The sequence below is a fragment of the Kitasatospora sp. NPDC004240 genome (assembly GCF_053603215.1).
Window position 1 is genome coordinate 1 of the sequence record NZ_JBSGFD010000115.1, and the last position, 20,640, is coordinate 20,640.

The following is a 20,640-nucleotide window of genomic DNA, read 5'->3' on the forward strand; positions in this document are numbered from 1 at the left end:
CGCACACCGCGCTGCGGGCGGCCCACGCCGCGTACGAGGCCAGGTTCGGTCACGTGTTCGTGGTCTGCCTGGACGGCGTGGTCCCGGAGGAGATGATGAACAGCGCCGCCTTCATGCCGGAGGGCTTGTCACCCGCCCAGTTCTTGCAGGCGAGGTAGGCGCCCAGGCCGACGCCGATGACCCGGTCGGCGCCGATGCCGGCGTTCTCCAGCGCGGTGACGCCGCCCTGGACGTTCTCGTCGTTGCAGCCCCAGACCACCCAGTTCTTGACGCCCGGGTTGGCGGTGACGGTCGCGGCGACCTTGTCCTGGGCGCCGGTGGGGGTGTTGTCGGTGGCGACGTCGATGTTCTTCACCTGGGCGCCGGTCTCCGCGGCGAAGGCCTCCTTGGCGGCCTTGACCCGGTCGCCGCAGACGGTGACGTCCTGCTTCCAGGCGGAGACGGTGCGGGTCTCGGCGGCGTTCCAGCCGGCCTTCTTGAACTCCGCGGCCGCGCGCTTGCCCACCTCGGCGCCCATCTGCTGGCCGGAGAAGCCGATGCGGGAGACCAGGCCGTCCTTGGCGCAGGAGGCCGGGTCGGGGCCGGTGGCGCAGATCTGGTCGTCGGAGGTCAGCAGGGCCACCTTGGCGTCCTTGGCGGTCTGGACGACCTGCGGGCCGACGGCGGGGTCCGGGACGACGATGATGATGCCGTTGGTCTTCTGGGCGACGGCGGCCTGGACCTCGCTGATGGTCTTGTTGGCGTCGTTGCCGAGGTTGACGACCTTGAGGTCGATGCCCAGTTCGGCGGCCTTGGCCCTGGCGCCGGCGGCCTCGCCGACGAAATACTCCTGGTCGCCCTGCTTCTGCAGGTAGGTCAGCGAGATCTTGCCGCTCACCGGCGCCACCGAGGCGTCGCCGCCCTTGACGGATTCCTGACCGGTCGAGCAGGCGGTGGTCAGTCCGAGGGCGAGCAGCAGCCCCGTCGCGGCGACGGAACGGGTGGCGGTGCGGAACATGACAGCTCCTTCGAGCGGGCGCCGCGGTACAGCGCTGGTAGGGATTGTCGTGGGGACGGGTGGCGTCGGGTTCGACGGCCGACCGGGTGGCCGGGGGTTTCGGTGGGCTGTCCACGTCTGCGACGGTCCAGCCTCCCCAAGAATCAACATATTCAAACGGCTTGCAACGTATGAGATCCCCGCTGTGTGCTCGCCGTCAAGCAGGGAGCGGTAGCGAGATCACCTTGTGACCATTCGCGGGAAGCCGGGGCTGGCGGCCGGGAGGGGGCGCGTGTCGGCCGCCAATCGGGCCACTTCGTCACTATGCTGATCATTCATCAGATATGCCTAATAGGCGCGCGGGGCCACCACGGGGCCACCGCCCGCCTGCCCGACAGGCGAGTGAGCGCCTCATCGCCGCCCGAACCGCCCGCCCGTGGCGGGGAGGCCGGACACCGCGGGACGGAAGGGATCCGGCCGCCGACCGGCGACGCGTCAGAGCCGTTCCGGTGAGCACCGGTTGGTGATCACAGGTTGGCCGAGAAGAGGTGAGGACGGGACGCGGCCCGCGGGTCGCGTCCCACCGCGTCGACCCGGCCGATCGCCGGGGCCGGCACTCCGGGCGCTCGATTTCGTTTGATTCGGTCCGTTCATGTTCCGATCGCCTCCCGGAGGTCCCCCACGTGGCTTCGAAAGACCGCAGGAGCCGACACCGGCTCACCGGTGTCCTGACGTCCCTCGCACTCCTCGGCAGCGGCGGCACGCTCGCCGCCGGCGCCGTCCTCGGCCTCGGGATGGTGACGGCGGCCCCGGCCGCCGCCCTGCCCAACCGGCTGGCCCTCACCCCGCCGATGGGCTTCAACAACTGGAACTCCACCCGCTGCGGCCCGGAGTTCGGCGAGGACATGGTCAAGGCGATCGCCGACCTCTTCGTCACCCAGGGGCTCAGGGACGCCGGTTACACCTACGTCAACCTCGACGACTGCTGGGCCCTGCCCGAGCGCGACGGGAACGGCGACCTCGTCGCCGACCCGGCCCGCTTCCCCCACGGCATCAAGGCGGTCGCGGACCACGTCCATTCCAAGGGGCTGAAGTTCGGCGTCTACTCCAGCGCCGGCACCAGGACCTGCTCCGACATCGGGTTCCCCGGCTCCCTCGGGCACGAGCGGCAGGACGCCGCGCTCTGGGCCTCCTGGGGCGTCGACTACCTGAAGTACGACAACTGCCACAACGACGGCGTCGACGCCCGGACGCGCTACCAGGCCATGGGCGACGCCCTCCGGGCCACCGGCCGGACGATCGCGTACAGCATCTGCGAATGGGGCTACAACCGGCCCTGGACCTGGGCGCGGGAGACCGGCAACTCCTGGCGCACCACCGAGGACATCCTGGACTCCTGGTCCAGCATGATCGACATCGCCCACCAGAACCAGGCCCTCGCCCCGTACGCGGCCCCGGGCGCGTGGAACGACCCCGACATGCTGGAGGTCGGCAACGGCGGGATGACGGACACCGAGTACCGCACCCACTTCAGCCTCTGGGCCCAGATGGCCGCCCCGCTGCTGATCGGCACCGACCTGCGCGAGGCCACCCCCGCCACCCTCGGCATCCTCACCAACAAGGACGTCATCGCCGTCGACCAGGACCCCCTGGGCCGGCAGGGCACCGTCATCGCCGACGACGGCGGACTCGTGGTGATGAGCCGACCGCTCGCCGACGGCTCCCGCTCCCTCACGCTCACCAACGAGACCGACACCGAGCGGACCATGTCCACCACGGCCGCCGCGGCCGGCATCGGCGGCGCGCGCGAGTACACCGTCAAGGACCTGTGGAGCGGCGGTACGACCGCCGGATCCGACGGCACCATCAACGTCGTGGTGCCCCCGCACGGCACCGCGATGTACCGCGTCACGCCCAGCGAACCCACCGGCCCGCCCCCGGGCGCGCACCAGCTCGGCGACCTCGCCTGGACCTCGGCGGACAACACGGCGGGCCCGGTCGAGCGCAACCACAGCAACGGCGGCGCCGCCGCCGGGGACGGACGCCCGCTCACCGTCGCCGGTGTGACCCACCCGAGGGGCCTGGGAGTGGGCGCCGACTCCGACATCTCCTACCACCTCGGCCGCGCCTGCCGGAACCTGACCGTCGACGTGGGCGTCGACGACGAGACGACCACCGGGTCGGTGCGCTTCCGCGTCTACCGCGACGACGACGTGGTCGCCGACCAGGTCCGTCGCGCCGGACAACCCGCCCTGCGCCTCAGCTCCGACCTGACCGGCGCCGAGCGGCTGCGCATCGTGACGACCGGCCAAGGGGGCGACGCCCACGGCGACTGGGCCGGCCCCCGGCTCACCTGCGGCCCCGCCACCGACGCCGACGCCGAGGCCGCTCCCACCACCCGCGCCCTGACCGAGCTCCCCTGGAGCTTCACCAGTAACGCCTGGGGTCCGGTCGAGGTCGACCGCAGCAACGGCGAGCAGGCCACCGGAGACGGACGCCCGCTGACCGTCGGCGGCGAGGTCTACGCCACGGGCCTGGGCACCCACGCCGCGTCGTACGTCGTCTACGACCTCGGCGGCACCTGCACCTCGCTCACCACGGACGTCGGCATCGACGACGAGGTGGGAGCCACCGGATCGGCCCTCTTCCACATCTACGCCGACGGGGTGAAGGTCGCCGGGAGCGGCCGCCTCACCGGCGCCGACGGCCATGTGCGGCTGACCGCCCGCCTCGACGGCGCCAGGACACTCCTGCTCCACGTCACGGACGCCGACGACGGGGCCTTCAAGGACCACACCGACTGGGCCGCGCCCCGGCTGACCTGCTCCTGACCCGCTCCCCGGAGGCTCCTCACCCGGGCAACCGGGGGTCCACCGCACCCGGAACACCCCCGCGCCGGACCGGTACGGTCCGAGCCGCACACCGCCCGGTCGCACCGGCCCCGCCCGCCGCGACCGGGCGGGGCCGTTCCCGGAACGGCCCCGCGCCCGGCGACCCACCCACCCTCCTCGCGCCGCCGCCCGTCCTCTCACCTACGTGGATTCAGACCCTGGCCGCCTGTTGCAACCTGTTGAATCGCGTTTGATTGCGTTTGACTCATGGGCGTTGACCCGCCGCTCCCCGCCGAGACCGGCGCCGAACGCACACTCACCCGCGACGCCGCTACGACGGCCCCGCCCCTCGAAAGGCAGGCCGCGCGCGACCTGCCGAGCCCCGACCGCTCGATGCGGGCCCCGGAGACGGACCTGTCGTAGCCACATGATCACCTATGAGGTGACGCCCGGTCGGACGGGCCGGGCTGCCGGGGAAACGGAGTGCATGGTGAGGCGAGTGAGAACTGCCGCGGTGGCCTTGGCCGTTGTGGCGACGCAGTGGTGGCCGGCACAGACGGCGCAGGCCGCGGTCCCGGGGGCGTCGATCGTGCAGATCGTCGCGCACCAGGACGACGACCTGCTGTTCATGAGCCCCGATCTCTCCAACAGCATCCGGGCCGGTTACAAGGTGACCACCGTGTACGTGACGGCCGGGGAGGCCCAGAGGAGCGGCACCGTCGGCGAGAACCGCGATGCCGAGACCTACGCCGGGGCCCGGCAGGAGGGCATCCGGATCGCCTATGCCCGCATGGCCGACTGCAACGACTCCTGCTGGGTCAAGGACCCCGCTGACAAGCCTTACCGGCCGCTGGCGGGTGGTTCGGTCGTCGAGCGCTTCACCCTGCGGACCAACCCCTCGGTGCAGGTGGTCTTCCTCAGCCTCCCCGAGGCCGCCGACGCCAGGTACCTCGGCGGGAACGCCCTCCGACAGCTCTGGACCAGCCGTGACAGCCCGTCGCCACTCACGGCCGAGACGCTGGACATCGACCAGGACGACACCATCCCGGTACAGCACTACACCGGGAATCGGCTCATCGACACGCTGCGCGGCATCCTGACGGGACAGGGCGCGACCCTGGTCCGAATCCAGGACCCGGCCCCGGACTTCAGGCTGTGGGGTGCCGAGGAGGACCCGAACTCGCACGACCACATGGACCACACCAGTACCGCGTGGTTCGCCGACGCCGCCGTCGAATCCTATGCCTCGATAACCGGCCGGCGGGTGGCGGTCGAGCACTACCGCGACTACAACATCGCGAAATCCCCGCACAACCTCTCCTTCTCGGAGAAGACCGAGAAGTGGGACACCTTCAACGCCTATGCCGAGAAGGACGAGAGGATCGGCAAGAAGAAGGTGGAGAACAACAAGGAAATCGTCGTGGAGGAGCCCTACCCGCAGTGGCCCTCCCGGCAGTACATGCGCAACCAGCGGTCCACCCAGGCCGTCACCGCCGACCGGACCGGTGCCCTGCACGCCTTCGCGGTGGAGGGCGGATCGCTCTACGAGTGGGTCGAGAACGGGAGCAAGGTCTGGCAGGGCCCGATCTGGCAGGGCCGGCCGGGAGGACCGCTGGCGGCCGGTGTCACGGTGGCCCGTAACCAGGACGGGCGGCTGGAGGTGTTCGGGCAGCGCGCGGACACCGGAGTGATCGTCTCCTACGCGCAGAACACCCTCGGCGGTTGGACGTGGAACAGCCTCGGCAGCCCGAACACCGTCCTCGGCCCCGATGACAAACTCACCAATCCCGCCCTGCAGGTGAGCATGCCCGTCGTCGCCTCCAACGGTGACGGGCGCCTGCAGCTGTTCGTCCGCAACGGGGGCGGCGGAATCAGCAGCGCGTGGCAGCAGACGCCGAACGGGGGCTGGACCGACTGGGCCGACCTCCAGAAGAGCGGCGTCCAGGGCGCACCGGCGGCCTTCACCACCCAGGACGGCCGGATCGAGCTGTTCGCCGTCACCGTGGCGGACGCGAACTCCGCGGTGCTCCACTGGTACCAGCCCACCCCCAACGGCGCGCTCGTCCTCGACCCGAACTTCCCGTACGTCTCGCCGGCCAGTGGCATCAGCGTCGGGATGGACCCGGACGGCCGACTGGAGCTGTTCTACCGGCAGATAGCCCTGGCCGACAAGGAGGGCAACCTGGCGGACTCCTACACGATGAACCTCTTCCAGTTCTCCCCGGGCGGCTCGTGGGTCCGTGCCTCCGGGGCCGTCGGCGGCAAGCCGGACCAGGGCGGCAGTGGTGAGCCCGCCGTCGTGACCCCCGGGGCGGCCGTCCAGCAGCGGATGGTGGTGGCCGTGCGCAACCGCGGCGGCGGGGTCAGCGTCAGCAGGCAGGGCAGCACCGGGCAGTTCGGCGACTGGAGCGACCTGGGCGGCTTCATCGTCGGGGTGCCGGCCGCGGCCGTCGACCGGGACGGGCTCACCGACCTGGTCGCGCTCTTCCCGGACGGCCGGCTCCACCACAACCGGCAGCGCACCGACGGCTCGTTCAGCGGATGGACCCCGATGGGGACGTCCTGAGCCGGCGCCCGGCCGACAGCCCGGCCTCCTCGCCCGCCGCCGGCGCGGGCGAGGAGGCCGGTGTCGCTCGTTCCCTGTCCGCTACCGTCCGCCTCAGGCAGGCAGCCAGGACGGCCACCACGGCGGGACGTTGTCGGCCGGACAGAGCCCCGAATCACCGGGGTACCCGCTGGGCGTGCCCAGCAGCGCGAAGCACCCGACGGCCAGCACCGCGAGCGAGAGCAGCACCAGGGTCACCGGAATGATCCCCCGCCAGGCGATGGGCAGCCCGACCGTCGCCCGCCTCGCGCCCGCCCACACCGCCACCGCCCCGACCAGGCACAGCAGCTCCATGCCGGGCCACTCGACGAACGAGAACGCGAACCGGTGCTGCGGCTCCCAGGCCGCGTCACAGAAGCTCCGCGCCGACGCCACGAGGACGGCCGCCCCGTACCCACCGGCCAGGCCCAACACCCCGGCCCCGACCCCGGCGGCCCCCCGCAGGAAGGCCGGCCCCCGAACACCGGGCGCCCGCCCGGACCTTGCATCGACAGGGATGGTCATACGTCTTCGGACGCACACTGCACGACGACGGTTCTGCCGGCGAGACGATGGAGGCCGCCGGGCCGGGCACCGGGTTCGAAGGCCGGGTCAGAACCCCGCGGCCCCGTCGGCCTGGCCGGCGGACCACTTCAGCTCGACCTCCAGCTCGACCTCCCCCTCCCCCACCTCCACCTCGAACTCGGCCCACACCTCGTCGGGCACCCGCAGGCTGAGCGTCCCCGGGCCGAGCTCCAGCTCGGCCGTGCCGTTGTGCCGCAGGGCGGCGGCGATCGTCTCCAGCTGCGCGGCGGCCTCAAGGCGCGACAGGGTGCGCTTCTGCTCGAATTTGAGGTCCTTCACGGATTCCTCCGGTTCGGTCGGTCGGGCCCGTCCTCGGCCCGGTCCTCGACGTCGGCGTACGAAGTCGGCGTACGAGGTCGATCCTCGGCCTTCGCACCCGCCGCCGCACCTCGGCCGGGCGGATGGTGTGAAGGCGCCCCGCGGCACCGGCCGTGCCCGCCGTGCTCCTGCGGCCGGACCACCGGCCCCGGCAGCGGCGGGCCGCGTCACGAGGCGGGGCCGCGCTGGGGCGGGATGGCGCGGTCCTGCTGGAGGTCGAGGAGTTCACGGAACAGGCCGTCGGGGCGGTCGGCGAGTTCGTGCCAGGTGCCCGTCTGCACGATGGCGCCCTCGTGCAGCACGACGATGCGGTCGGCGAGGCGGGCGTTGGCCAGGTTGTGGGTGACCAGCACGGTGATCCGGCCGGGGGCGAAGCCGCGCAGCGCGTGCAGGATCCGGTGCTCGGCGCGGGGGTCGAGGTCGGAGGTCGGCTCGTCCAGGATCAGCAGGCCCGGGTGGCGTTCGGTGCGGTAGAAGGCGCGGGCCACGGCGGCGCGCTGCCAGCCGCCGCCGGACAGCTCGGCGCCGCCGAGCCAGCCCTGGGCGAGCAGGGTGCGCCAGCCGGAGCGCAGCCGGGCGACGGTCTCGTCGAAGCCGGTGAGCCCGGCGGCGGCCCGTACGGCGGCGTCCGGGTCGCCGTCGTGGTGGCCGAGGTGGATGTTCTCGGTGGCCGGGAGCGGCCAGCGGGCGAACTCCTGGGGGACGCGGGCCACCCGCGTCCACAGTCCCTCGGCGTCCAGGTCGGCGACCGGCACGCCGTCCCAGGTGAGGCTGCCTCCGCCGTCCTGCGGCAGGTAGAGGCCGGCCAGCAGCTTCAGCAGCGTGGACTTCCCGCTGCCGTTCTGGCCGATCACCGCGACGACCTCCCCGACGCGCAGGGTCAGGTCGACGCCGCGCAGCGCCGGCTCCTGCTGCTCCCCCGGGTAGACGTACGTGAGCGCGCGGGCCTCGATGGTCGTCGGCGCCGGCGGGACGACGACGCCGCGGCGGATCCGGTACCCGCCCGCCTCGTCGAGGAAGGCGAAGAAGTCGTCCAGGTACAGGCCCATCCGGTACAGCCGGGCGCCGTTGCCGACCATGCCCTGGACGCCGGCGGTGGCGGTGCGCAGCGCGAACGTGGCGGCGCCGGCCGCGGCGAGGTCGATCCGGCCGCTGGAGACGAGGTACAACAGGGTGCCCCAGATCAGGATGGAGCCGGCGCCGGTGCCCAGCGCGGCGACCAGGGAGACGCGGGCGGCATCCCGGGTGGCCCGGTCGGTGATCGCGGTGATCCGGGCCTCGGTGTGCCGGTACTTCGCCATCATGAACGGGGTGACCTGGTCGGAACGGACCTGGTCGGCCCGCGCCTTGTCGATCAGGAACCAGCGGAAGATCCGCAGGGCCACCCGCTCCTCGCCGGTGGTGACGGAGGCGAGGTAGTGGATGCGGGCGGTGCGGACGGCGGCGATGCCGGTGGGCACCGAGCCGAGCAGCAGGAACGGGACGAGCCAGGGGTGCAGGGTCGCGAGGACCGAGGCCGCGGCGAGCAGGGAGACGGTGGAGGCGATCACGTCCTGGGCGTTGGTGAGCAGGTCGGGGGTGGTCGCGGCACCGCGGTCCGCGGACTCCCAGCGCTCGTTGAACGCCGGTTCGTCGTACGCCCGGAGCTCGGCGGCGCAGCCGGCGGCGAGCAGGGCGAGGTCGGCCTCCCGGTTGATGCGGGGCGCGACCCGGCCGGCGAGAGCGGAGACGGCGATGCCGAGGACGGCGCGCAGCCCGGTCGACACGGCGAGGACGGCCAGGTACGGGGACGCGTCGGCAAGGTGGTCGGTGACGGGGCCGGGCACGAGGAGCGCGTCGAGGGTGCCGGCGGTGACGTAGAGGGCGATGGCGCCGAAGACGCCGGACAGCGCCTGGCAGACGAGCAGGAGGGCGGTGGCGCGGGCGTCGGCGGCCCAGGCGAGGGCGAGGGCGCGGCGGACGAGTTGCGGCATGCGGCGCAGCATGGCGCCGGTGGAGACCGACTCGCCGGCCTCGACGCGCTTGTCGCCGATGATGCGGGCGCGGAACTCCTCGTCGTGCTCGGCGGGTTCGGGAGTGGGTGGCTGCTGCTCGAAGGCGGGTGGCTGCTTGTCGGGGGTGGGTGGCTGCTTGTCGGAGGCAGGTGGCTGCTGTTCGGGGTGGCTGGGCCTGTGGACGGTCATGGGGCTCCTTGGATCAGCGGTCGCGGTACGGGCACGGCGGATCAGCGAGCGGGTGCGCCCGGCAGGGGCGCGTACGAGCGGCCGGGGGCGTGCGCGACGTGCAGGACGCCGGTCGGCGGCCTGCCGGGAACGGGAAATCGCGGGTGCGGCCCCGATCCTGTCAGTGGCCGGGCGGGGGTCTCGGCGTGTCGTCGTCCTCCTCACTCGATTCGGGTAAATCGGTGTCGTGGTCGGCGAGTTGCTGGCTGTGGATCACCCGGGTCGTCCCGGCTCCGGTCAAGTCTGCGGGGCGCGGGCCGACGAATGGTCACAAAGCCCGACGGTGTGACGATCCGAAGGACGTGCGCGGGCGGCCCCGGTCACCGCCACCGGTCGCCCGGCGCAACGGGGAGCGCCGCCCCGGAGCTGTTCCGGGGCGGCGCTCTGCGACTGTCAGCGGTTCACCGGGGATCGCCGAGGCCGGGGAGTCGGCGCTCGGTGCGCAGCGGCGAGAAGAAGACCGGCACCCAGACCACGGCCAGTCCGGCCGCGCCGACCCACAGGGCGGCCCGGATGGAGACGAGTTCGGCCAGCAGACCGGCCAGCGCCGCGCCGACCGCGAGTGAGCCGGTCAGCAGGACCCGCATGGTGGCGTTCATCCGGCCGAGCAGGTGGTCCGGAGTCACGCTCTGGCGGAAGCTGACCTTGATCACGTTGTCGACGCCGACCTTGAATGTGGTGATCAGCCAGGCCCCGGCGGCCAGCCAGAGGCCCGGCCCCCGATCGACCAGCGCCACCAGGACGCCGAACGGTGCGACGGCGAGGCCCATCAGCCACAGCACCCGGCCCGCGCCCAACCGGCGGGCCAGCCACCGGGCCGAGAGGGAACCGAGGAACACACCGAGCCCGCCGACGGCGAAGTACAGGCCGATGACGCCGTCGGAGAGCCCGAGCTCCCGGGCGAACAGGACGGGCAGCATGGTCTGGCAGAGCTGGATGGACAGGTTCGTCAGCGCCCCGGCGAGCGCGACGGCGCGCAGGACCGGATGCCCGAGGACGAAGCGCAGGCCCTCCTTGATCTCACCGGAGAGGCGCACGCCGTGCGAGCGCCCCGGCTCCCGGTCCGCCTCGGGCCGGCGGATCCGCAGCAGCAGGGCCGCCGACCCCAGATAGCTGACCGCGTCCACGACGACGGCCGCCGGGGCGGACAGCAGCGCCACCAGAAACCCGCCCGCGCTCCGCCCGCCGACCAGGGTGAGCGCGTCCACCGTCACCAGGTGGGCGTTGGCCTGGGTGAGGTGCCGCCGTCCGACCAGATCGGGCAGGTGGCTCAGCGCGGCCACGTCGAAGAGCACCGTGGCGGCGCCCGCCGACAGGACGACCAGATACAGCTGTTGGATCGTCAGGACGCCCAGCAGCCAGGCCGCCGGGACCGAACCGAAGAGCACCGCCCGGACCAGATCCGCGGCGATCATCAGGGGCCGCTTCCGCAGCCGGTCCACCCAGGCCCCGGCCGGCAGGCCGATCAGCAGGACGGACAGCGTGCTCAGCGTCGCCAGCAGACCGACCTGCCCGGCCGAACTGTCCAGGGCCACCACGGCCGTCAGCGGGATCGCCAGGGATCCCACCGAGGTGCCGAGTTTGCTCACGGCGGTCGCGCCGATGAAGAGCCGGAAGCCGCGGTCGAGGAGGACCGAACGCGGCGGCCCGGGTGTGGGGTCGGCCGTGTCCGGCCGACGGGTGAGATCGGTCGATGTCATGGGAGGAGCCTCTTGCCGGCGGCGCCGACCGGGCCATGAATTTAGGCTGTACTGAATCCTGGCCCGCCGGGCCGCCGGATTCCTCCTCCGTGGAAGGGCATGCACCGTGCTGGACCTGGCGTTCTCCGTCCGCGACCTGGCCCGCACCCGGTTCGCCCTGTCGCCGCTGTGGGAGGTGGTGGCCAGCGTCAGGGTGCTGAAGCACCCGGCCGAGCACCCGCTGCACCGACCGTGGAGCGAAGTGGCCCGCCGGCGGTTGGCCGCCTCGGGGCTGGACTGGGGCCTGCTCGCCGACCTCGTCCCGCAACCGCCCTACGCCATACCGGTGTTCATCGCGCCGCCACCGACCGCCCCGGTCGCCGACCTGGGACTCGAACTCACCGTCCTGCGGGCCACCCCGCCGGAGCAGGTCCGGTCCGGCCTCGGCGGGCAGCGCGCCCCGCGCTCCGAACGGATCGACCGGCTGCGCGAGGACCCGCACCGCGGTCTCGCCGAACTCGCCGACACCGTCGAGGCGTACTGGGAGACCGCACTCGCGCCGTACTGGCCGCGGATGCGCTCCCTCCTGGAGGGCGACGTGCTCCGGCGGGCCCGGCTGTTCGCCGAACACGGAGCGCAGCACCTGCTCAACGACCTGGGCTCCAGCGTCACTTGGGACGACGACACGCTGTACGTCGGCCACCACTACGCCCGTGGCAGCCGCCGGCTCGGCGGGCGCGGACTCCTGCTCGTCCCGTCGGTGTTCGTCTGGCCGCAGGTCTTCTCCGTCATCAGCCCGAACTGGCAGCCCACGCTGCGCTATCCGCCCCGCGGCGTGGCCACCCTCTGGGAGCGCCGCAGCCAACTCCCACACGCCCTCGCCTCCGTGATCGGCCTCTCCCGCGCCCGTCTGCTCGCCGAGCTCGACACGCCCGCCTCCACGACCGACCTGGCCGGCCGCACCGACCTCACCCCCGGCGGCGTCTCCCAGCACCTGGCCGCCCTCCGCTCCGCCGGCCTGGTCGACGCCCACCGCACCGGCCGCTACGTCCTCTACGCCCGCACCGAGGCCGCCGAGGTCCTCCTCACCGCCGCAGACACCCGGGGCGGCGCGGGCACGCCCTCACCGGGCTGAGGCCTGCGGCTCAGGCCTCCGGTGGGCGTACCCAGGGGGCGAGGCGTTCGCCGGGGGCCAGGTTGTCGCGCCAGTAGCGGTAGACGGTTCCCTGGACGATGTCGAGCCCGCCGGCGGCGATGAGGCCGGAGGCGGGATCGGGGCCGCCGCCGTCCGACTCGAAGGCGACCAGCACCGCGGGGGTCTCGCCGAGTTGTCGGGAGACGGTCCGGCGCTCCTCCGGGGTCGGATCGCGGAAGACCGGGTCCTGGAAGGCCACCGGGCAGGTGACATGGAGCGGATCGGTGAAGACCAGTTCCAGGCCGTGGTGGTACGTCAGGTCGTAACCCGCGCCCAGGCGCAGCCGGCCGGCGTTCCACTCGACGACGTCCCAGTCCCACCAGGAGCCCTCGGGAAGGAGGATCACGGGCCTGCCTCCTGGGTTCGGACGGTCGGGCGGTTCCACCGGAACTGTTCGTCGGGCTCGTCCCGGCGTTCCAGTACGCCCGCTGCCGCCAGGCAAAGCAGGATGTCGTGCAGGGCGTCGCCCAGTGGGTTGGCCGTCCAGAAGACGCTTTTGACGTGTGGGAACGTCTCGGACTCGGGGAAGACGCCCAGGGCCCGGCCGACGTGGAAGGCGGCGCCGTCCCAGTCGGTCCAGTCGGCCAGCTCGGTGGAGAGATCCATCATGGGAACCGATCCTGCCACCGACCGAGGACGCGTCAGCCGACCGGGCGGGGCTGGTGGCGGGACTCGCGGGTCCAGGAGGCGAGCAGGCGCAGGGCGGCGTCGGAGGGGCTGCCCTGGCGGGCGGTGTGGGCGATCAGGGCCTGGTCGGGGTCGTCGGGCAGGCGCAGGGTCTCGAAGTCGAGGTCGAGGGTGCCGACGACCGGGTGGTGGTAGACGTAGTGGCCGTGGGTCTTGTCCTTGAGGCCGTGCTCGTCCCAGATGGCGCGGAACTCGGGGCTGGAGTGCGAGAGTTCGGCGACCAGGGCGGCCGTGCCCCGGTCGCCGGGGCGGCGGGCCGCGTCGAGGCGCAGGTACCCGGCGACGTCCCGGGCCTTGGCCGGCCAGTCGGCGTACAGGCCGCGGACGCCCTCGTCCAGGAAGACCAGGCGGGCGAGGTTGCGGTCCTGGGGCGGCAGGGCGCCGAAGTCGGTGATCAGGGCCGCCGCGAGTTCGTTCCAGGCCAGCACCCGGGTGTCGCGTCCGACGATGTACGCCGGCACGTCCGTGCTCGCGTCCAGCAGCCGGCGCAGGCCCACGCGTACCCGCTGCGGCTGCTCCGGCGCCTCGGCCTCCTCGTCGTCGCCGACCTCGTTCGCGGGCCAGGGCCGGGCCAGGCGGTGCAGGTGTTCGCGCTCCACCGGGCCGAGGCGCAGGGCGCGGGCCACCGCGTCGAGGACGGACTCGGAGAAGTGCAGGGTGCGGCCCTGCTCCAGCCGGACGTAGTGGTCGACGCTCACCCCGGCGAGCAGGGCCAGTTCCTCGCGGCGCAGGCCCGGCACCCGGCGCAGCCCGCCGTGGGCGGGAAGGCCCAGGTCCTCGGGGCGCAGCCGCGCGCGGCGTGACTGCAGGAAGGCACCCAGTTCGGCACGTCGGTCCAAGGCCATGCGGCGAGTCTCCCAGACCTTCGGGTGCCGGTGCCTGGTCACGGGGTGACCAGGCACCGGCCGCCACTGGGTGGCCGCGCTCCGGGCGGCCAGGGTGGAGGGCGGGCCCGCCGCTCATCCGGGGAGGGGCCCGTCCATCGACTTCCGGAGGCATCGCCCATGACCGTCACTTCGTCTCACCTGGTCCCGCTCGGTGACAGCGGACTGCACATCAGCCGGGTGGGGTTCGGCACCTGGGCCGTCGCCGGCAACGGCTGGCGCTTCGGCTGGGGTGCCACCGATGACGCCGAGTCGGTGGCCGCGATCCGTACCGCGGTGGAGGCGGGGGTGAACTGGATCGACACCGCCCCCGCGTACGGGCTCGGCCACGCCGAGGAGCTCGTGGCCCGGGCCGTCGCCGGCCTGTCCGAGGCCGACCGGCCGCTGCTGTTCACCAAGGTCGGGCTGGTCCGGGACCCGGCCGACCCGCAGGGCGCCCTGCGGCGGATCATGGAACCGGCCAGTGTGCGCCGCGAGTTGGAGGACTCGCTGCGCCGCCTGCGCGTGGACCACATCGACCTCTACCAGGTGCACTGGCCGGCCACCGGCACGCCGCTGGAGACCGCCGGGGACGGCTCCGCGCCCGCCGGGGCGCAGGCCACCCCGCTGGAGGAGTACTGGCAGCTGATGGCCGAGCTCAAGGCCGAGGGCAAGATCCGCGCGATCGGTCTGTCCAACCACGGCCCGGAGCTGCTGGACGCCGCCGAACGCGTCGCGCACGTCGACGTCATCCAGCCGCCGTTCTCGGCCCTCAACCGCGGCGCCGCGCCCGAGGTCGCCTGGGCGCACGGGCACGGTACCGGTGTCATCGCCTACTCCCCGTTGCAGTCGGGCCTGCTCACGGGCACCTTCTCGGCCGCCCGCGCCGCCGCCCTGCCGGCGGACGACTGGCGCCGTACCCACCCGGACTTCACCACCGGCCTGGCCGCCAACCTCCGGATCGCGCAGACGCTGCGGCCGATCGCGGCACGGCACCGGGCGACCGTGACCGAGGTCGCGATCGCCTGGGTGCTGGCGTGGCCGGGTGTGACGGGCGCGATCGTCGGCGCCCGCACCCCGGCCCAGGTCGAGCAGTGGGCGCGGGCGGGCGACCTGCGGCTGGACGCGCAGGACGTGGAGGAGATCGGCGCCGCCCTCGTCGCCACCGGGGCCGGCACCGGGCCGGCCCGCCCCTGAGCGCTCCTGACGGGGCCGGGCCCGAGGGGTGTCAGGAGGTCAGTGCCGCGAACTCCGCGTCGGCGCGCTCGGTGACCAGGGCGAGGACGCGGCCGGCGGCGGCGAGGTCCTCGGCGGGTATGTCGCCCCAGATCCGGGCGGAGACGGGGGCGGTCTCGGCGGCGATGGTGGCGAGCCGCTCGCGTCCCGCGTCGGTGGGGCGGAGGTCGGCGCCCTCCTCGACGAGCAGCTTCTCGGCCAGCAGCTCGTCGAGGGTGGCGCGGATGTCGGCCGGGTCGGCCTTGAGGGAGGCCCGGGCCTGGGCGACCAGCTGGTCGGCGGTCTGCGGGCCGTCGGCGGTGACGGCGGCCCGCAGGACGATCTGCTGCTGGAACGTGACGCCGTGCCGGGCCAGGACGACCTCCAGGACGCCACGGGCGGCGTAGTGGGCCAGGCCGAGGGCGCGGGCGTCGGCGAGGGGCGCGGCGGCGGAGGAGGTGGAGGCAGCGGAGGTGGTCATGATGATGTCCCCTGATTTCCCTGGTCGTTCTTCGCGAATGCGGAGGCGCTTGCAGATGGTGCGAGAGGTACGTCGAGCAGGGCGGTCAGCTCGTCGGTGAGCGCCCGGGTGCGTGGCGCGTCCAGGCCGCCGAGCGGCTCCAGCAGTTGCTGGAGCAGGTCCTGGACCACCGCGACGGCCCGGGCCGTGACGGCCTGTCCCTCCTCGGTGAGGGCCAGTTGTACGGCGCGCGGGTCGCGGGGGTCGCGGGTGCGCTCGATCAGGCCGGCCGACTCCAGTGCGCGGGCCAGCTTGGAGACGTACAGCGCCTCCAGGCCGGTGTGGTCGGCGAGCCGGCGTTGGCTGGGCCGCTCACCGGCGCGCTGCATGCCGTGCAGTGACGCGACGACCGAGTACTGCGCGTGGGTGAGACCCAGCGGGGCCACCGCGCGGTCCACCGCGACCCGCCACTTGTTGGCGAGCCGCCACACCAGAAAGCCGGGTGTCGGGCCCGGGGTTCCCTTGCTCATGGCAAATAGAGTACATGGCGACTATGTCCATGGCTACTATTTTCCGCGACGCCGGCCCCAACGCCGGCCCCGACCGCAACCCCGACCCTTGACCGCGCCGCCGGAGGGCCGTCGGAGGGCCGCCCGCTACAGGTGGTGACCGCCGGGCCCGGGGTCGACAATGGAAGGCGACGCCACGGCACGAGGGGGCTGACCGCACTGCGGAGCCCGGGCCGGAGGGACGAGGTGGAGGACGAGGAACCGAGCGGACGACAGGAGCAGGCGGCCGTACAGCAGATGGGGTACCGCCTGCACCAGCGCTTCGACAAGGTGGTGGGGGCCACCGAGGTCGACCATGCGATCGAACGGGCACTGCGCAATTTCGACGGTGCACGTGTCCGTTCGTTCATCCCGATCCTCGCCGAGCGCCGGGCCGCCGACGACCTCCGCGCCGCGGCGGCGCTCGGTCCGGTGCGGCGGGCGGTGGACGGGTTCCCGGAGGGCGGCGACCGGCCCGAGCTGGAGATGACGCCGTAGCGCGACTCACGCGACCGGGACCAGGCGCACCCGGAACCACCCGGACGGGAACGAGCAGCCCGTACGCGGGGTGGGTGAGCCGGTGACCGGATCGGTCCGGATCGGGGCGTGATGGTGCCTTCGGCCGGCGGCCGGCGGGCGCGAGGATCGAGGTATGAACAGCGCACTCGTCGTCATCGACGTCCAGGAGTCCTTCCGCCGGCTCGACAACTGGGCCACCGTGTCCGACCCGAAGATCGCCGAGAAGGTCGACCGGCTCGTCCGGGACGCCCGGGCCAAGGGCCACCTGGTGGTCTGGGTCCTGCACCACGAGCCGGACACCGGCAACCCCTTCGATCCGGCGAGCGGCCACGTCCGCCCGATCGAGGGGCTGGAGCCGGCCGCCGGGGAGCCCGTCCTCGCGAAGACCTCGCACAACGCCTTCACCACCACCAACCTGCAGCAGCAGCTCACCCAGCGGGGCATCGGCGAGGTGGTGATCTGCGGCATCAGGACCGAGCAGTGCTGCGAGACCACCGCCCGGGTCGCCTCCGACCTCGGCTACCGGGTGGTCTTCGCGATCGACGCGACCGCCACGCACCCGATCCCCCACCGCGACGCCCCGGCCGGCCGCGGGCCTGCCGAGATCCTGGCCGACCCGCGTACCCTCGGCACCGACGAGATCATCGCCCGCACCGAGTACGCGCTGGCCGGCCGGTTCGCCCGGATCGCCACCGTGGACGAGCTGACCGCGGGAATCGAGAAGGGCTGACCGGATCGTGAGCAAGGTCGTCTTCCTGCTCGTCCCGGGGCTGCACCTGCTGGACCTCGCCGGGCCCGCCCAGGTGTTCTCCGAGGCCGCCGACCTCGGTCTGGACTACGAGATCGGCCACGTCGCCGAGCAGGAGGACGTCCCGACCGCCCAGGGCGTGACGCTGCGCGCCGACACCCGGTGGCCGCGGCTCACGGCGGACGACCTGGTCCTGGTCCCCGGCTGGCGGGCCCCACGGCTGCGGGACACCGGGGAGATCGGCGCCGGTGCGCTGGACCGGCTGGCCGCGCACCACGCGGCGGGCGGCACGGTCGCCAGCGTCTGCGCGGGCGCCGGGGCGCTCGGCCGCGCCGGGCTGCTGGACGGCCGCCGCTGCACCACCCACCACGCGCTCCAGGACGAGCTGGCGCGGCTACACCCGCGGGCGCACGTCGTCCGGGACGTGCTGTACGTGGTCGACGACCGGGTGGTGACCTCGGCGGGCATCGCCAGCGGCATCGACCTCGCCCTGCACCTGATCGCGGTCCGGCACGGCCCGGCCGCCGCGGCGCGGGTGGCCCGGGCGATGGTCGTGTACGCCCGCCGCAACGGGGACGAGCGGCAGTCCAGCGCGATGCTGCGCCACCGGGCCCACGTCAGCGACGCGGTGCACCGGGCGCAGGACCTGATCGACGCCCGCTTCGCCGAGGGCCTGGCCCTGGCGGAGCTGGCCCGCGCGGTCGGGGTCAGCGAGCGCACGCTGACCCGGCGCTTCGACGCGGCCACCGGGCTCAGCCCGCTCCGGTACCAGCAGGAGCTGCGCCTGGAACGGGCCGAGCACCTGATCGCCCAGGGCGCCACGACGGAGTCCGCGGCGCTGGCGGTGGGATTCCAGGACGCCCGGATGCTGCGCCGCCTACGGGCCCGCGCCCGGGCGGCCTGAGGACCCCGCCGCCCGTCACACCACGGCCACGGCTCACTGCCGGCCGAGCGCCATCCACTTCCCCGGGTTCTCCAGCGGCGCGAACCCGACCTTGGCGTACACGTCGTGCGCGTCGCCGGTGACCAGCAGGATCCGGCGCAGCCCGTACGGAGCGAGGTGGTCGCGGACGGCCGCGGCCAGCGCGGTGCCCAGGCCCTTGCCGCGGTACGCGGGATCGATGTACACGTCGCACAGCCAGGCGAAGGTGGCCAGGTCGGTGACGACCCGGGCGAAGCCGACCTGGGCACCCGAAGCGCCGTCGTAGAGGCCGAAGTTGAGCGAGCCGTCGATGGCCTGGTCCTGCTTCTCCCGGGGCCGGCCGAGCGCCCAGTACGCGTCCTCGGAGAGCCAGCGGTGGACCAGTCCGCGGTCGAGGCGGGCGGGGTCGGTCGAGATCTCGTAGCCTGCGGGAAGATCGCTGTTCATCTCCGCATCCAAACAGCCCGCCCGCCGGCCGGGCAATGGGTTTCCCGGCCGGTGGGCGGGACTTCAGCCCCGGCCCGCCACCGCGTCCGCGAGGCGGGCGATCGGCGAGGTGGTGGCGCGGCCCGCGGCCTCCTGGCGGTCGGCCGCGTGGTAGGCGGCGTACAGGGCGTGGACGCCCAGCCAGCGCAGCGGTTCCGGCTCCCAGCGGCGGACGGTGTGGCCGACCCACGGCAGCCGGGTGAGCTCCGTGTCGCGGCCGAGCACCAGGTCGCCGAGGGTGCGCCCGGCCAGGTTGCTCGTGGTGACGCCGCTGCCGACGTAGCCGCCGGCCCGGCCGAGACCGGTACGGCGGTCGAGGTCGACGGTGGCGCACCAGTCCCGGGGGACGCCCAGCACGCCGGCCCAGGCGTGGTCGATCCGGGCGGCCGCTGCGCCGGGGAAGAACCGGTCGAGGACCGCCCGGAGTTGGCGGACGGTGGCCGGCTGGGTGCCGCCGTCGGTGTCCGTCCGCGAGCCGAAGCGGTACGGGACGCCCCGACCGCCGAGGGCGATCCGGTCGTCGGCGGTGCCCTGGGCGTACATGTAGGCGTGCGCGAAGTCGCCGAGCACCTCGCGGCCCTCCCAGCCGCAGTCCGCCCAGAACGACGCGGGCAGCGGCTCGGTGGCGATCATGGCGGAGTTCATCGGCAGCCAGGTGCGCCGCTCGCCGCCCAGCCCGGCGGTGAAGCCCTCGGTCGCGCGCAGCACGTGGTCGGCGGTGACGGTGCCGTACGGGGTGACGGCGCGGGCGCGGCGGCCCGGTTCGGCGGGGTGCAGGGCGGTGACCGCGGTCCCCTCGTGGATCCGCACGCCGAGCCCGGCCACCACCCGGGCCAGGCCGCGGGCCAGCGCGGCCGGCTGGATCCTCGCGCCGTACGGGGACCAGGTGCCGCCCAGCGCGCCCGCGACCCGGATCCGGTCCGCGCTCTCGCGGGCCGTCAGCAGGTGGACCCGGTCCGCGCCGTAGGCGGCCTCGGCCTCGGCGAACTCCCGCAGCCGGGCGAGCTGGGCCGGGGTGCGGGCGACCTCCAGGACGCCGCCGCGGACGATGTCCGCCTCGATGCCCTCGGCCTCGGCGGTGTCGGCCACCTCGCCCACCGCCCGGTCCATCGCCCGCTGCATCGCGGCGGCCGGGCCGGGCCCGTGGCGGCGGGCGAAGGCGGAGCGTCCGGCGAAGCCGCTGTACAGCCACCCGCCGTTGCGCCCGGAGGCGCCGTAGCCGCAGAAACGGGCCTCCAGCAGGGTGATCCGCAGCCCGGGGTCGGCCTTCTTCAGGTAGTACGCCGTCCAGAGCCCGGTGTAGCCGCCGCCCACGATGCAGACGTCCGCGTCGGCGTCCCCCGCGAGGGGCTCGCGCGGCTCGGGCAGACCGTCGGCCGCGTACCAGAACGACACGCCGCCGTTCACGGTCGGCGCGTCCTCGCCGTCGGCGTGCGGCTTGCGCGTCACGGGTACCTGCCTTCGCTCGTTGATCACCCTGGTCCGCCGGTCGGGACGCTACGCCCACCCGTGCCGCCCCGGCCACCGGCACACTGCCAGGATCGGGCCGCCCGACCGTGCACAGTGTCAGGCGGGCCGGCCGGCCGGTCAGGACACCGGTACGCGTTCGAGGATCAGGTCCTTGCCGCTGGGCCAGAAGCTCCCGCGGGCGGTGAAGGTGAGCCGCTTCGCCCCGCCGTCCTGGAGGACGGCCACCACCTGGTACTCGGTCCTGCGGTGCATCGGCGGGCCGAGGGTGCCCGTGCCGGAGAAGGTGTCCTGGCCCAGGATCCGGCCGCGGTCGCCGGTCCTTCCTCATCATC

Annotated in this window: 20 protein-coding genes and 2 pseudogenes; 9 read left to right on the top strand and 13 right to left on the bottom strand. The window is 73.6% G+C overall.

All coding sequences use genetic code 11. The features are described 5' to 3' along the window. A pseudogene (locus ACWEQL_RS27040) lies at positions 1-101 on the top strand (2-oxo-4-hydroxy-4-carboxy-5-ureidoimidazoline decarboxylase); the annotation flags it as partial. Positions 102-172: 71 nt separating this feature from the next. On the opposite strand, the pseudogene ACWEQL_RS27045 reads toward ACWEQL_RS27040, so the two are convergent. Beyond that, positions 173-1,147: pseudogene (locus ACWEQL_RS27045) on the bottom strand (substrate-binding domain-containing protein); the annotation flags it as partial. Positions 1,148-1,770: 623 nt separating this feature from the next. Between ACWEQL_RS27045 and ACWEQL_RS27050 the strand changes: the two are divergent. The 3 genes from ACWEQL_RS27050 to ACWEQL_RS27060 all read left to right on the top strand — a co-directional run bounded on the left by ACWEQL_RS27050 (position 1,771) and on the right by ACWEQL_RS27060 (position 6,373). After that, entirely contained in the window at positions 1,771-3,807 is a 2,037-nt protein-coding gene (locus tag ACWEQL_RS27050) for an NPCBM/NEW2 domain-containing protein (RefSeq protein WP_452152941.1), read from the top strand. Between the two features lie 267 nt (positions 3,808-4,074). Then, the gene (locus ACWEQL_RS27055) at positions 4,075-4,230 is read left to right on the top strand and encodes a hypothetical protein (RefSeq protein ID WP_452152919.1); all 156 of its coding nucleotides are present in this window, start codon (positions 4,075-4,077) and stop codon (positions 4,228-4,230) included. A gap of 91 nt (positions 4,231-4,321) precedes the next feature. After that, positions 4,322-6,373: a PIG-L family deacetylase gene (locus ACWEQL_RS27060; protein WP_452152920.1), complete on the top strand. Its 2,052-nt coding sequence runs from the start codon at positions 4,322-4,324 to the stop codon at positions 6,371-6,373. A 93-nt stretch (positions 6,374-6,466) separates the two neighbouring features. Here ACWEQL_RS27060 and ACWEQL_RS27065 read toward each other — a convergent pair whose 3' ends face one another. From ACWEQL_RS27065 to ACWEQL_RS27080, 4 genes are all read right to left on the bottom strand, one after another. Next, entirely contained in the window at positions 6,467-6,787 is a 321-nt protein-coding gene (locus ACWEQL_RS27065) for a hypothetical protein (protein ID WP_452152921.1), read from the bottom strand. 216 nt (positions 6,788-7,003) lie between these two features. Then, positions 7,004-7,255, bottom strand: coding sequence for an amphi-Trp domain-containing protein (locus ACWEQL_RS27070; RefSeq protein WP_452152922.1), 252 nt, complete (start codon positions 7,253-7,255; stop codon positions 7,004-7,006). A 206-nt stretch (positions 7,256-7,461) separates the two neighbouring features. Then, positions 7,462-9,477, bottom strand: coding sequence for an ATP-binding cassette domain-containing protein (locus ACWEQL_RS27075; RefSeq protein WP_452152923.1), 2,016 nt, complete (start codon positions 9,475-9,477; stop codon positions 7,462-7,464). Between the two features lie 440 nt (positions 9,478-9,917). Further along, a complete protein-coding gene (locus ACWEQL_RS27080; protein WP_452152924.1) occupies positions 9,918-11,216 on the bottom strand; it encodes an MFS transporter in 1,299 nt (432 codons plus the stop codon). Positions 11,217-11,322: 106 nt separating this feature from the next. Between ACWEQL_RS27080 and ACWEQL_RS27085 the strand changes: the two genes are divergently transcribed. After that, positions 11,323-12,330, top strand: coding sequence for a DUF5937 family protein (locus ACWEQL_RS27085; protein ID WP_452152925.1), 1,008 nt, complete (start codon positions 11,323-11,325; stop codon positions 12,328-12,330). Positions 12,331-12,340: 10 nt separating this feature from the next. Here the strand turns inward: ACWEQL_RS27085 and ACWEQL_RS27090 are convergent, their stop codons facing one another. The 3 genes from ACWEQL_RS27090 to ACWEQL_RS27100 are packed head-to-tail and all read right to left on the bottom strand — an operon-like array spanning position 12,341 to position 13,922. Then, entirely contained in the window at positions 12,341-12,736 is a 396-nt protein-coding gene (locus ACWEQL_RS27090; protein WP_452152926.1) for a hypothetical protein, read from the bottom strand. Continuing rightward, a complete protein-coding gene (locus ACWEQL_RS27095) occupies positions 12,733-12,999 on the bottom strand; it encodes a hypothetical protein (protein ID WP_452152927.1) in 267 nt (88 codons plus the stop codon). Before ACWEQL_RS27095 ends, ACWEQL_RS27090 begins: the two co-directional genes overlap by 4 nt. A 32-nt stretch (positions 13,000-13,031) precedes the next feature. Next, the gene (locus ACWEQL_RS27100; protein ID WP_452152928.1) at positions 13,032-13,922 is read right to left on the bottom strand and encodes a helix-turn-helix transcriptional regulator; all 891 of its coding nucleotides are present in this window, start codon (positions 13,920-13,922) and stop codon (positions 13,032-13,034) included. 159 nt (positions 13,923-14,081) lie between these two features. On the opposite strand from ACWEQL_RS27100, the gene ACWEQL_RS27105 reads away from it, so the two are divergent. Beyond that, on the top strand, positions 14,082-15,137 hold the full coding sequence (locus ACWEQL_RS27105; protein WP_452152929.1) for an aldo/keto reductase: 1,056 nt from the start codon (positions 14,082-14,084) through the stop codon (positions 15,135-15,137). 31 nt (positions 15,138-15,168) lie between these two features. Here ACWEQL_RS27105 and ACWEQL_RS27110 read toward each other — a convergent pair whose 3' ends face one another. Next, positions 15,169-15,636 (bottom strand): MarR family transcriptional regulator, encoded by a 468-nt coding sequence (locus tag ACWEQL_RS27110; protein ID WP_452152930.1) that lies wholly within the window; start codon positions 15,634-15,636, stop codon positions 15,169-15,171. Continuing rightward, a complete protein-coding gene (locus ACWEQL_RS27115) occupies positions 15,633-16,145 on the bottom strand; it encodes a MarR family winged helix-turn-helix transcriptional regulator (protein WP_452152931.1) in 513 nt (170 codons plus the stop codon). The genes ACWEQL_RS27110 and ACWEQL_RS27115 overlap by 4 nt, the downstream gene beginning before the upstream one ends. Before the next feature lie 225 nt (positions 16,146-16,370). Here ACWEQL_RS27115 and ACWEQL_RS27120 point away from each other — a divergent pair, with 225 nt between their 5' ends. From ACWEQL_RS27120 to ACWEQL_RS27130, 3 genes are all read left to right on the top strand, one after another. Continuing rightward, on the top strand, positions 16,371-16,661 hold the full coding sequence (locus tag ACWEQL_RS27120; RefSeq protein WP_452152932.1) for a three-helix bundle dimerization domain-containing protein: 291 nt from the start codon (positions 16,371-16,373) through the stop codon (positions 16,659-16,661). Between the two features lie 154 nt (positions 16,662-16,815). Continuing rightward, positions 16,816-17,412 (top strand): cysteine hydrolase family protein, encoded by a 597-nt coding sequence (locus ACWEQL_RS27125; protein WP_452152933.1) that lies wholly within the window; start codon positions 16,816-16,818, stop codon positions 17,410-17,412. A gap of 7 nt (positions 17,413-17,419) precedes the next feature. Further along, positions 17,420-18,334 carry a GlxA family transcriptional regulator gene (locus ACWEQL_RS27130; RefSeq protein WP_452152934.1) on the top strand — a complete coding sequence of 305 codons (915 nt, stop codon included), beginning with the start codon at positions 17,420-17,422 and terminating at the stop codon, positions 18,332-18,334. 33 nt (positions 18,335-18,367) lie between these two features. On the opposite strand, the gene ACWEQL_RS27135 is transcribed toward ACWEQL_RS27130, so the two are convergent. The 3 genes from ACWEQL_RS27135 to ACWEQL_RS27145 all read right to left on the bottom strand — a co-directional run bounded on the left by ACWEQL_RS27135 (position 18,368) and on the right by ACWEQL_RS27145 (position 20,560). Then, on the bottom strand, positions 18,368-18,799 hold the full coding sequence (locus ACWEQL_RS27135) for a GNAT family N-acetyltransferase (RefSeq protein ID WP_452152935.1): 432 nt from the start codon (positions 18,797-18,799) through the stop codon (positions 18,368-18,370). A 63-nt stretch (positions 18,800-18,862) separates the two neighbouring features. Continuing rightward, positions 18,863-20,287, bottom strand: coding sequence for an NAD(P)/FAD-dependent oxidoreductase (locus ACWEQL_RS27140; protein ID WP_452152936.1), 1,425 nt, complete (start codon positions 20,285-20,287; stop codon positions 18,863-18,865). A 138-nt stretch (positions 20,288-20,425) separates the two neighbouring features. Continuing rightward, positions 20,426-20,560 (bottom strand): hypothetical protein, encoded by a 135-nt coding sequence (locus tag ACWEQL_RS27145; RefSeq protein WP_452152937.1) that lies wholly within the window; start codon positions 20,558-20,560, stop codon positions 20,426-20,428. Between the last annotated feature and the right edge of the window lie 80 nt (positions 20,561-20,640).